This window comes from Aerococcaceae bacterium zg-252, assembly GCA_016237705.1.
Taxonomy (GTDB): domain Bacteria; phylum Bacillota; class Bacilli; order Lactobacillales; family Aerococcaceae; genus Globicatella; species Globicatella yangjingiae.
The window spans coordinates 2024672-2038415 of record CP066204.1; the positions used below are offsets into that span (position 1 = coordinate 2024672).

7 protein-coding genes and 1 pseudogene are annotated in these 13744 nt (G+C 35.0%); 2 read left to right on the forward strand and 6 right to left on the reverse strand.

Going from position 1 to position 13744, the window contains the following annotated elements:
• Positions 1-24 precede the first annotated feature (24 nt).
• The 5 genes and pseudogenes from uidA to JDW14_09525 all read right to left on the reverse strand — a co-directional run bounded on the left by uidA (position 25) and on the right by JDW14_09525 (position 8107).
• On the reverse strand, positions 25-1824 hold the full coding sequence (uidA, locus tag JDW14_09505; GenBank protein ID QQD65493.1) for a beta-glucuronidase: 1800 nt from the start codon (positions 1822-1824) through the stop codon (positions 25-27).
• A gap of 134 nt (positions 1825-1958) precedes the next feature.
• Positions 1959-2892: pseudogene (locus tag JDW14_09510) on the reverse strand (sugar kinase).
• Positions 2893-3193: 301 nt separating this feature from the next.
• Positions 3194-5404, reverse strand: a complete 2211-nt coding sequence (locus JDW14_09515) for a hypothetical protein (protein QQD65494.1) — start codon at positions 5402-5404, stop codon at positions 3194-3196.
• 31 nt (positions 5405-5435) lie between these two features.
• A complete protein-coding gene (locus JDW14_09520) occupies positions 5436-6725 on the reverse strand; it encodes a carboxylesterase family protein (protein ID QQD65495.1) in 1290 nt (429 codons plus the stop codon).
• Positions 6725-8107 carry an MFS transporter gene (locus JDW14_09525; GenBank protein QQD65496.1) on the reverse strand — a complete coding sequence of 461 codons (1383 nt, stop codon included), beginning with the start codon at positions 8105-8107 and terminating at the stop codon, positions 6725-6727. Before JDW14_09525 ends, JDW14_09520 begins: the two co-directional genes overlap by 1 nt.
• A gap of 306 nt (positions 8108-8413) precedes the next feature.
• Between JDW14_09525 and JDW14_09530 the strand changes: the two genes are divergently transcribed.
• Positions 8414-9559, forward strand: a complete 1146-nt coding sequence (locus JDW14_09530) for a helix-turn-helix transcriptional regulator (GenBank protein QQD65497.1) — start codon at positions 8414-8416, stop codon at positions 9557-9559.
• A 104-nt stretch (positions 9560-9663) separates the two neighbouring features.
• On the opposite strand, the gene JDW14_09535 is transcribed toward JDW14_09530, so the two are convergent.
• On the reverse strand, positions 9664-11214 hold the full coding sequence (locus tag JDW14_09535; protein ID QQD65498.1) for an MFS transporter: 1551 nt from the start codon (positions 11212-11214) through the stop codon (positions 9664-9666).
• 533 nt (positions 11215-11747) lie between these two features.
• Here JDW14_09535 and JDW14_09540 point away from each other — a divergent pair.
• The gene (locus JDW14_09540) at positions 11748-13670 is read left to right on the forward strand and encodes a flavocytochrome c (protein ID QQD65499.1); all 1923 of its coding nucleotides are present in this window, start codon (positions 11748-11750) and stop codon (positions 13668-13670) included.
• Positions 13671-13744 lie beyond the last annotated feature (74 nt).

The following is a 13744-nucleotide window of genomic DNA, read 5'->3' on the forward strand; positions in this document are numbered from 1 at the left end:
AACCTCCGATTCTACTCGCTTCGATTATTTTGTTTTATAATTATAATGTGGTATCTCTGTCCAGCGCTTCTTGATTTCTCTAACAATCTGTTTTGGTTCCCGGCTACGTGAAAATAGTCCTTTATGATTACCTTTAACACGAATTAGCGCAACATTTGTTTCAAAATCTGCAAAATTCCATACTTGTTCACCGACAAGGTTTGAAATACTATCAAACACTTTATGATTCATATCATAATAATCAACTTGATACTCTTCTGTATATGGAATATCCCACATAGAGTGATAGCCTGGTAACGTGTCCGCACCATATTCAGTGATTAAAATCGGTTTTTCTGGATACAATGATTGCCATGTCTCTAATTCCTTACGCAATTCTTTTTCTGCCGCATCTAATTCACCATGAGATACATACCATCCATAATAACGGTTCAGACTGATAACGTCAACTAGATCCATAACTTCATCTTTATCAGGTGTTGCATGCATAATATTAACTAAAGTGACTGGTCGTTTTTGAGGATCGCGGTCACGCATGCGTTGAATCAGTGGTTCAAAGTATGCACGAGCACCTTTTTCATGTCCAGCAGGTTCATTAGCAACCACCCACATCACCACTGATGGATGGTTTTTATCACGTTGAATCAATTCATCAATGACTAACTCGTGTGCATCTTTTGTTTCCATAACTTCCCAGGTATTTTTAACTTCTCCTTCTTGCATTGTTATATTGAGTGCTGCAGTAAATAACTGAAAGAGTCCTACTGCTGGCACCTCATCAATAACCACTACGCCTAAGCGATCAGCCAAACGCATCATTTCTTCCGAGTATGGATAGTGTGATGTACGGAAGGAGTTTGCACCGATTTCTTTCAACAGATTCAAGTCCATCAAGTTTGCTGCTTCATTAAATCCACGCCCATTGATAAATGTATCTTCGTGTTTACCAAAGCCTTTAAAGTAAACAGGCTTATTGTTAATTAAAAATTGTCCATTTTCTACAGCTACTTTGCGAATACCGAATGTTTCAATATAGATATCGATAACTTTATCATCTTTAAGCAGTTCCACTTTCGCTGTATATAGATACGCATCTAACACTTCCCATAAACGAGGCGAATCAATCGTCATTTGACCGGCATCGAGTGTACCTAGTGTTTCTCCATCTTGATTAAAAATGGTAATTCGTGTATCTAATCCATCACCTACCACTTCAACGCTCACTGAAACGTGCGCTTTTGATAAATCATCGGATAATTCACTGACAATAACGATATCTTTAATGTGTGTTTTAGGACGTTTATAGAGATGGACATTGCGCTGGATACCGGCATAGTTGAAGAAATCAAAGTTTTCCTTAACCACTTTTTTCACTGAGCCATCTGCTTGTACTTCTTCAAAATAATTTCCAACTGGTAAGGTTGAATAATTTAATTCGTTATTTGCACAAACTGTTAAACGGAAACTTTCAGCTTGGTACAGTGTTTCTGGCACTAAACATTCAAACGGTGTAAAGCCTCCTTTATGCTCACCGATTAATTGCCCATCTGCGTATACTTTTGCTTGATGCGTAACAGACCCAAAGCGCACAACTAATTCTTCCTCTGAACTGATTTGTGGTAAAGAAACCGTTGTTTCATACCAGTTATCACCAATGAAAAGGCGTTTATCATTGTCAACAACGAGGTCGTTAAACGAACTCGGTACAACCATCACTTCATCCGTATCTAAAACAGACTCGACATCATTTTCCCCTTGATAAAAACTCCAAATACCATTTAAAGAATATACAGAGCGTGTTTTTGTTTGAATTGGGTATAACATAATCTTCCTCCTAGTAATTGCTTTCGGCTCGCTCGGGTTGACTTGACGTACACGTAGAACGTTCGAATCAGAGCCCCTTGCTCGCACTATCGTTTTATATCCATTTTTCCTTTATTCATTAATTGTTCCATATCCTATTTTACGATGATATTAATATCACCTTCAATGATGTGTTTAAATTTAAAGCAGGCTATCGCAATACCTAAGAATTCCTGCAAGTTTTTCTCTTCTAACAATACATATATGACACCAATATTATAAGCGTCTTCCGATTCTACACTTTAATTGATTCTAGATTCATCTGGTACAAAAGATAGTTGTTTCCGCCATAGAGATAAGTTTTTTATCGATATTCATCAGTCGCACCAATTTTTCTCTCAGTAAAAACAATTGTCTGTAAATTATTATGCTATGCTGTTTCACATAACACGCTCAACAACACCACAAAATATATATACGGTCTTAGTCCTCTCGACTTTGCCACTAACGAGAACGCCTTTAATCCCATACAGACATCTGCTAATGCACCCAGCTTGGATAAAGCATCATGAACTTGTTGAAAGAATTGTTAAAAATTTTCGCGCTAATTCAAATCAAAAGAAATCAGAATATCTTTTTCCTTTGCAATATTGTACATTTCTGGATTAATCACCACCATCATCCCACTAATATGAAGCCTGTCCACCTCTTCACAAATCACATCAATACCATAGTCTTCCAACTTATATTCATAAAATGTCGAATACTTTCGGTCATAGAGTACGTGACTCAAACGTGGCGAGAATCTTTTTGGTAATAATAAATCCTTAGCCATTCACCCACTTTCACCACATTTTCTTATTCATTTTGCTGTACAAACAAGAATGATTCCATCATTATATCTAAATCATTATCTAGAATCGCTGAAACGAGCAAAATAGAATAACCCAGTTGTCCTAAAGTTTACAAAATATTTAAATCAGAACCACCGAATGAACAATCAAAGGACTACGTCTGAATCATCTTTTAATGGTGAGATGGTGTTAATCGAACTCCGATTTCTCCGAAGTAACAATTTTCAAATAGCACCTCCTTTTCAAAAGTGGTTTATATTATTGATTATAAAATTCATCAGATGATTTGTCAAACGTTTAAGATTTTTCCTGAAATCATCTGATGTCGGATGCTTATTTCTATTATTTTAATCCCCACAGATACTGATAAAGCTGGGAATTACACTTGTTTTTAGTAAAACCTTACTCCCGCAAAAGATATCTAATGACTTTTAGGCAGGTAGTCTTTCCATATGCACAAAAACAGCAGAGAGGCATTTATGTTAAAAAAATACTTCTCTACTATGTAAACCATTTATTCTAATTAAAATCACTTGTCAATACTTTTTAATCTCATTTAATGCACTGTTAATAACTTGAACATCATCTTCTGTATAAGAACCTTTTAAATAATAGATGATTCTATGAAGTGGCAAGTTGCCACCACGTTTTTGCATATCAAGTAAATGTTCCGGCATATATTTTGCTAAAACGGATATTGTAGCTTCATTGTCCAGTAAAATCGATATTGAATCCATAATAGAATACGCATCTTCAGGAAAAAGTCTAGCCTTTTCCTCTTCGTTTTCAAACCAATTCTGGACATTGACACCTGGATTAGCATCTCGATAGATATATGTGGTCGGCAATTTTTTGACCCTATAAAAAACCGCTCTGTCTTCTAGCATTTTGCATCGAACCGAAACTTCAATTTGCAAATCAGTAAATGGAACTTCCAATTTAAAGACTCCATTATCTGAATTGATTAAGTAATGATTATCTCCAATAATAAATTCCACAGTAGACTGATTAGAATATGCTTTGAGACTTAATACATCTTCTATTCGACTAGCATAATTTTTTTCAGCAAGATGAACAAACGGAATAGATGACCACTGAGCTTTATAATAGTAAAAAGCATCTTTTTTTAATTTGCGATCATAAGTTACTAAGCCCTTCAAATTACGATGCTTAATGCCTCCTTCATCACGATGACTGCTAGAAAAATCAAACATATTCCAGATAAAACTACCCCAAAGAAAGTCTCTGCTTTGTATTTGTGGATAAACCGTCTCATGGAATAACGCTTGAAATTCCTCAGAATAATCTCTCACTTTAGGTTCTGAACTATGGAACGCAATATTTGCATCTACACCGTACTCAGACACACCCAAAGCTATTTCAGGTGATTTTTCATGACAATCATCCAGGAAATTGCCATAATCTTCCATTTTTCCGTAATACCATCCAAAATAGATATTATAACCAACCATTTTTGTTGTCTGATTAAGTGGACTTTCTGGTTTCACAGTAAAAAGATTTGCAACGGTATAAATTCGTGTAGCATCAATTGATTCTGCATACTGTTTTACTTCCTCAATAAAAGGAGCAGCCAAGATATCCTCTGTATAAATCGCCACCTCATTTTGTACACCCCAAAAACAAATACTTGGATTATGACAATTTTGCAAAAGCAACTCAGCCATTTGTGATTTTATATTCGCTTTAGCAGTTTCTGTAAAAGAAATTTTTAATAATGGAATCTCTGCCCAGACTACATAACCACGCCGATCTGCTTCCTCATATAATTCTTTAGAATGCTGATAGTGAGACAAACGTAGCGCATTAGCACCTATTTCTTCAATTAATTCCCAATCTTTTTCTAATTCCTCCTGAGTAAGTGCAGAATAAACATTCGCACTATCATTATGTCTTGCTATACCATTAATTTTCATTGATTGCCCATTAAGATAGAACCCAGTATTTTCAGACATTTGGATATGACGAAAACCTATTTCTCGATGAACCCGATCAAATATCTGTGTCTTATCTCGGTATAATACCTCTAGTGTATAGAGATAGGGATTTTCTTTTCCCTGCCATAACATTGGGTTTGAAACAATTGCATCTAAGTTTTTGTCAAACTGCCACGAAACAACACGATTCTGTTCAGTATCAAATAAATTAGCTTCAAAGAATGAATTATTATTCATATTCCCTTTTATTTGCGGTTCAATTGTCAGATGACCTGTAGTGAAATTAGCGTTTAACATGGTTCTAGCAATGACTCCATCTGTACCGAAATAGGTCACATCAAAGTGCTGTTCACTGTCAAAACTGATGAGCTCTACCTCTCTATGGATACCCCCGAAGATTGTAAAATCACCAGCAGAAGGAGAAATTTCATCCGATACAATATTAGATACAAAAACTTCTAATATATTTTCATCACGTAATAATTCAGTGGGTAAAGAAACAGTAAAAGCTGAATATCCTCCTTCATGATGTCCTATTTGTTTCCCATTGAAATATACAGTTGCAATTAAACTAACTGCTTGAAATCGTACGTAATGAAAGCCTGTTAGCAATTCATTGTCTGATAAACATTTAGAATAGTATCCATACCCAGAATTATCTTCTGCACCTTCACGATACCAAGTATGCGGAATTTTTACAGTTTCTAATTGAATAGAATTTTGTCCAGCATTATATTGAAATTTACTTAATCTTCCAAAGTTCCAATCATCTAATATTTTCGTTTTTCTCATTTTTACCACCTATCGAAATAGCAAACCAATGCTACATCATCTCTAATCTAGAATATATCATTTTATCATCTGTTATAATAAGACATTTTTCGTCTTCTGTCCCCCAATACTCTAAACCCTCGTGATTCGGATTCCCCGTTTTTACAAATTGAATAATATATGACTGTAGCATATTTGAGATAGTTTTATCCCAATTTGTAAATGGTCGCCAACACTTTTCAAAATTCCCTATCGTATACCATAAATCACTGGAATGCCATGCACCAACTTCATCACCAGGGAGATTGCGTGCAAAATAAAATTGAAATGCTGATTCTGGAAGTATCTTATTGCGTCGCTTACGCCATTTTGTTGCCATATCAAATAGCACATCAGTCAACATGTCATCCTTTGTTGTTCCTAAAAGATATGGAATATTTGGTTCCTCTATAGATTCCATCAGATTTTCATAAGTTACGGATAAAAGTATCCCATCAATACACGGAGAAAGATAATCAAGAGAGTTGGAAAAATTTCGCAGCTGTTCATAAACTTCTTTAAATAGCTCTTCACACGAAATATTTTTCCAATCTTTACCTTTTTCTGCCAGTTTTTGACGAAAGTTTTCCCAAAACGGAGCAACTAATTGAATCGGTTGAGGTTTAGCAAATTTTTCATTAATTCCACCACCACTTGTCATAATAGCCTTCGAAACATACGGCTTCACTAATTCAGAAGTCACCAATTGTTGAATACTCATCGCACCTGCAGATTGTCCCATTAGAGTAATGTTATTCGGATCCCCACCAAAATCATGAATATTTCTATGAAGCCATTTTAAAGCTGCTAATTGATCATAAAGTCCCAAATTAGCTATAGTTTTGCCTTCTAAAATTTGACTAGCAAAACCTAATGGCCCCAAACGATAATTACATGTAGCAAATATAATTCCCTTTTGAGCAAAGTGCTTCCCATCAAAAGGTAATTCATTCCCCGCTCCTCCTTGGAATGCTCCACCATGAATATATAAAATAACCGGAGCATTTTTTACGCCTTTTGGTGTCCAAATATTAAGATAATGACAATCTTCACTATAAGTAAATTCACACTCTCTCCGAAATTCTTTAAAGTAAAATGAATCTTCCGATTCCGGAGTAAAAGTTCTCCGCTGAATGCAAGCCGAACCATGTCTAGTCGCATGATATACTCCATCCCATTTTGTCACTAGCGAAGGCAATTCAAACCGATTCGCATTTGCATACTTAATGCCTAAATATGAATGATAATCCTTTCCATCTATTCCCTCGATAATCCCACACGAAGTTTTTAGTTGAATATTCATTACATTACCTCTCTACCCGCTTTTCTATTAGTCAATTCTTCTTGGATTGCCTCTGTCTTTTCACGACTAAGATTATAAACCAATCCCATCCCAATCAATTGAACGATACATGCTAAAACCGGAGCCAATGTCACCAAAGTACGGATACCTTCACCTACCCCAGGAGCCTGTTCTTGAACACCAGACACGAAGCCAATCACGCCAAGTAAAAATGTCATCAAAGTACTCGATAGAGAACTTCCTACCTTACGACTAAATGTATAAATTGAATATAATGTGCCATCTGCACGACGACCAGTTTTATACTCCTGATAATCGATAATATCTGTGACAAATGCCCATGTCAAAATCATAAATACCAAGGCCCCCGCAGAAGAAATATTCGATAGAATTAAATAAGTCATCGGATTTCCGATCGGAAAAATATATAAACAAAGTGAAAAAATCAAATTGTAGCACAATCCACCGATTACAACATTTTTTTTGCCATATTTTTTCGCTAATTTTGGAACAGCGAAGAAACAGATCAAAGTAATAGGTAAGCTAATTATCGAACTCATTGACATAATTCTTGGGTTTTGATAATACTCTCGATAAAGATACATTGACAATGTCCCCGCTGCTGAGGCACCAATCAATCCACCAATTGTCGTCAACATAATACCTAATAGCGGTCGATTATGTAAAGCATCTTTCATTACTTCACGAAAACTATAATCATCTGAAATTTTTTCCTTCTCAATATTTGTAGTTTTAATCCGTTCCGTACTAGTTGCTAGCATTATTGTATAGAAAAGTAATGATCCCAGCGCAGCAAAAATTGCCACCAAAAAGTAATTTTTTACATTAGGTGTCCGATCAGAATTCCATACAAGCATATTGATAATTGGCATAAAGAAAAGACCGACCGCTATACCACCAAAACTTCTGGCACGCGATAGCTTCATTCGTTCCTCTGGGTTATCAGTAATTACTGAAGCCATAGCGCCATAAGGCATAGATGTTCCCGTATAAGATAAATCATAAATTAAATAAGCAAATGCAACCCAAATTTGTTTAGCCGTCATCGCCCAACCAGATACATTCGCAAAACATATTAGCACAGAAAGCGCCAAAGGCCCCATCGCTAATTTTATGTACGGCTTAAATCTATCTCCGGATTTTCCTATCATATATCTATCAGGAATAGAACCAATCAATGGATCATTGACAGCATCCCAAAACTTAGCAAATAAAAACAAACCCGCCATATATTGCGGACTCAGCCCTAATACATAGGTACAAAATGTTAAGAAAAACATTCCAACGTAGGTGGTTACCATACTACCGGCTAAGTCACCAAAAACATAACCAACCTGATCCTTGACACCAAACTCTTTCATTTGAATAATCTCCTTTATTTCGGCTTGCCTGGATTAGCTCACTGCCATCTCAGAAGTCAACTCTGTGCGCTTCTCTCACTCCAGTGACTTACTATTGTGGCTCGAGCTGGGGTACCCATGCTCACACTATGTTTTAATATCCTCTACCTTGCAATCGATTACATTAAAAGTATACGTTTCTTCTCTCTTTAATTCTATATAATATTTAGCTGAAAATTTGTTAGGTATTACAAACAATAAATAATCATAAAATATTACTGTTGAACAGTAATATTTTATGGTATGCTATTCTAAAAGAGGTGCACTATGGTAGAAAATTTAACCTATTTCAAAAAAACATTACAGACACTTAAAATCCCATATCATCATTATTCGCTACAAATGGAGAATATCGAAACCATAGACAATGGGTTTCGAAAACATTATCTAAACTCAAAGGGATACGAACGATTCGTTGTCATCCTGCAGCGCTTTATTAAACCCACAGAATTAGTTCGTATTACAGACAATCATGATCTCACCTACTATTTATTTTATTACTTAACAGAGAATGATTCCTATATTACAATCGGACCACTTCTGACCAACTATACAGAAAATAATAAAAAAACTTTGCTTTACAAAGAGTTCTATGACAACCAAATAATTTTTAAAGATTTAAATCATTTAGATTATCTACTCGTTAGCTTGATAAATACGTTTAGTGAACGTGATATTCGTCTTAAAGTTCTACCAAATAAATATTTAGAAGAACCAAAAGCACATCAACACTTATCACAATACAGCGATACAATCGAGGACTATTATGCTTTAGAAAATAAAATTTTACTAGCAATTACGAATGCAAACGCCGAAGAAGCAATTTTTCTAAAGGATTATCAAGCAACATTATCATTTAATTCCCGGTCGAATGACCCCTTATCTGAAAAAAAACTGCGTTATAGTACATTTAATACACTCTGTCGAAAAGCTGTTGAAAAGAATCATATTCCACCTTTTTATATTGACAAATTGTCTTCACAAATTGCAAATACTATCATTCGAGAAACATCTATTGATAGGCTAGCAGATTACGATCATACGATTATTTACTTTTATTGTGACTTAGTACAACGTTATAGAACAATTTCGCAGTATGCACCACTGATACAAAAAGCACTCATGTACATTGAAGAACATTATCAAACGGATATATCTCTATATAAATTGGCAGAACATTGCCATATATCCAAAAACTATCTCAGTGCTTTGTTTCACAGAGAAGTTAAACAATCTTTATCCGATTATTTACAGCAATTTCGAATCGAAAAATCTTGCGAATTACTTGCCAATAAGAATTTAACTATAGCTGAAATATCAGAAAAATGTGGCTTTCAATCTAGTGATTATTTTTCTAAAGTCTTTAAACGAATTAAACAAGAAACACCTACTCAATATCGGCTAAAACTCTGAATTATACCCCGCAGGAGAAACAGGATACTTTGGCAAATAAGCTATTCATATAGAAAAATAAACCTATTAAAAGGATAGAATACTTTTAATAGGTTTATTTTTTATTATTCGTTTTCTTTAATTGGATATTGCGTTACATCAACATAATCCATGTCCGATAATAGTACATTTTTAGCAATATCTTGCGCACGACCTGCATCTTTAGCAGCTTTCATCACTTGAATTTTTTCTTGAATTTGAATCATTGTTTCACTATCAAGTTTATAAAACTTCATCAAACCAAGTGCAATGAGTGATGCAATTACTGGAATAATCGCAAATAATAAAATTGTTACGGTTTTTAATTCAGGACTTAGAGGGGTGTCAGCTGTTGGATATGCTTTCGCAAAACCAATTGCTGCAAGTACCCAACCAACTACCATTGGTGCAAATGACGAAGCAAGTGAATCAGTTAATGAGAAAATGGTTCCAATCATTCCTGAAACATAGCGACCTGAAACTGAAGTTTCATAGTCTGAAATATCTGCCCCCATCGTTAAAGCAAGACCTGAAGGTGTTGTTGAAAAATAGCGACCTACTGCATATAATACAAGAAATGCAATTGTATAAGGGCCAAATTGTCTTAAATTAAGACTACCAATATTACCAAAGTATAACAAACCCGCTATTAATAGCATAGCAATTGTCCCAATTTGCAAGGACATAATGTACGCACGGCGTAACCCTGATTTGCGAGCCACATTTGCATTGAATGTTGTAACTAAAATATTGGGAATAACCATCATCCCAGCAATAATACCAGATAATGCGTAATCACCAAATAAAATACCAAATAACATAACTGTTACGACTGAATCACCTAACAATGTAGCATTAAATTTTACGAACGCCGCAGAAAGAGAAAGAACTTGCAGTGGTTGATTACCTTTAATAATTTTCCAATAATCTTTAAAACTTGTCTTTTTCGTTTTTTCTTCTCCAAGACCAAAATATTTTTTATTATCTTTTTGCCAAATACCAATAACAGCTAACAACCCCAATACTGCTGAAATACTTATTACTAATGTAATCAATTCAATAAAGAAATTTTCAGTAAAACCACCATGCTTTGGTACAAGAATTCCAGAGATAACGATTTGGCTGCCCGAAAATAAAATAGCTGACATGATTCCATCAAAAATATTAAATAATGGACGTTGTTTTGGATCATTTGTCAAAGCAGTTTGTGCAGCTTTTGTAATCGTTTGTTGTAATGAATAACCAATTTTATGTACAATCAAAGCTATTACAAATAGCGGCATTGTCATCGCTTTCCCAAAATGATGAATATTGAATAGGAATACGAATGAAAGAGCTGTAATAAGATTACCTAAAATAAGAATTGGGCGATATTTCCCAAATTTAGTATCAGTCTTATCAATCAATACTCCAATTGCTGGGTCAATAAAACCATCAAAGATACGAATATACCCCATCAACTGACTAACAAAAATTGCAGCTAAGCCTAAAATACCTGTAGAGAAGTAAGTAACAAAACTAAAAGCTACCAAATAAATATTAGTCGATGAATTATTCGTCGAGAATAAAATTATTTGCCACAATTTCGCTCTATTATACGTAACATCTTCTATACGTTGATCAATTTGTTTCTCCATGAGAAAACCTCCTTTAAGTAAACCGCTTTCGCATTAATATTAATTACAATATATTATTCATCTGATGATTTGTCAATATTTTTCTACAATTTTTTTTAAATTAAGTGTTTTTTGTACGAAAGGTAAGATGATTTTTGTTTTGAGTATTTTTCATTCAACACTTTGTTGATGTCCTAAAGGGACACAAGGATACCATACCAATAAGGAGACTATCATTTTGCTCAGCCCACCATTTTATCTAATCTCTCTCATCATTTACTCTTTTGAATCTACTCAAGCATGCCTCATCTTAGCAATCCCAATCATCCATATATATACATCCATTATATTTATAACAAAACAACTAATCATGATTGTCACCGCATAAACATCTGTCGAATTAATATTATAATGCTTATAAATAATAATATATTAATCACATCATATACTTAATTTCATACTATTCATATAAAAATTTTAAAAAAATTATTGATTTTTATAATAGAAGTCGCTATAATAACATTGTGAAAAATGTATCAAAGGAGAGAAAATTTATGAAAAAATATTTTTTCACAGCTGTTACCGCCATACTATTGATTATGGCAAATATGTTAGTGCCTCTAGTTCAACCTACTCTAGCTGCTTATGCTCAAGAGCTCACATATACTCCCGGAACCTACGAAGCAGAAGTTGACGGCTTTCATGGAGAGGTCAAAGTAATCGTGACAGTTGATGAACATAGTATTAAATCGATTGAAGTAACTCAATCTGAAACAGAGGGGTTAGGTAAAGAAGCCGTTGAAGAAATTATTTCACGTGTTCAAGCCTCTCAATCTTTAAATATCGATGCTGTTTCTGGTGCAACATATTCTTCCAATGCTATTTTAGCAGCCCTTGAAGAAGCTCTTAAACAGTCAGGTGTTGATATTGAGGCGTTAAAAGCTGTTGAAACTGAAACATTTTCAGAAGAATTACAAGACCAAGAAACAGAAGTACTAGTTATCGGCGGTGGAGGTGCCGGTTTAGCAGCTGCTATTTCTGCACATCAAAATGGTGCAAAAGTTATTGTTATCGAAAAAATGCCACGTTTAGGTGGAAATACTATTATTTCAGGCTCTGCATATAATGCTGCCGATTCAAGTCGCCAACAATTAATGGAAATGACTGATTTAGAAAAAGAAACAATTGAAGGCTTAATCAACGAAGAGCAAGAAGACGAAATCGTTAAAGAATGGCAACAAACATTAAAAGAAGAATGGGAAGCCTATAAAGCGTCTGGCGAAACCTATTTATTCGACTCACCAACATTACACAAACTACAGACATATAATGGTGGAAGTAAGAAAGGTAATCCAAAATTAATTGACCGTCTAGCAGAAAATGCCTATCCAGCAATCCAATGGCTAGAAGAAAATGGTATGGTATTCAAAGACTATATTTTTACTGTATTAGGTGGTTTATGGTCACGAGCTCATAAACCTGAATTGCCATTAGGAACAGGTTATATTCAAACATATACTCATTATATCGAAGAACATTCAGAAGATATTTCTGTTTATACTGATACAAAAGCTAATAAATTAATTGTAAAAGACGGACGTGTTGTTGGTGTTGAAGCTGAAAACAATGGTAAAACTGTTACTTTTACAGCAACAAAAGGTGTTATTTTAGCAACTGGTGGTTTTGGAGCAAACGTGGAAATGCGCGACCAATACAATACTATTTGGCCAAGTTTAACAAACATTAAAACAACAAATCATACCGGTGCAACAGGTGATGGAATTAATCTAGCAAAAGATGCAGGTGCTCAATTATTTGGTCTAGAAGATATTCAATTATTACCAATGGGAGACCCTGAAACAGGTAGTCTAAGTGGAAACATTGAGCAAGGTGTACAAAATCGTTTATTTGTAAATAAAGAAGGTAAACGTTTTGTTGACGAAGGTCAACGTCGTGATGTCATGACCAAGGCTTTAATGGAACAAACAGATGCTTCAATGTGGGTTATCGTTGACCAACACTCTTATCCAACAGGTGACACTCTTAATAACTTCAATGAATCAATTGATTCTTTAGTTGAACATGGGCGTGCTTTTAAGGCAGATACTCTAGAAGAACTAGCCGAACAAATTGGGGTTGACCCTGAAGCATTTGTAGCCTCTGTCGAAGAATTTAACAAAGCAGTAGACGGTGAAATTTCTGATCCATTTGGTCGTACCTTATTCGATAAAAAAATTGATACTGCACCATTCTATGCTGGTGCACGTGTACCAACCGTTCATCACACTATGGGTGGGGTGGTAATCAATGAAAATGCAGAAGTTCTTGATACTAATGGTAATATTATTCCAGGCTTCTTCGCTGCAGGTGAAGTAACAGGTGGTATCCACGGAACTAACCGCTTAGGTGGTAACGCATTAGCTGATATTACTGTTTTTGGTCGTATAGCTGGTGAAAATGCTGCAAAAGCTGAGTAATAAATCATAACCACCCGTCTAACGGGTGGTTTGAACAGGGGCTATAAGCCCAAAAAGCCAGCCAGCGCCTAAAG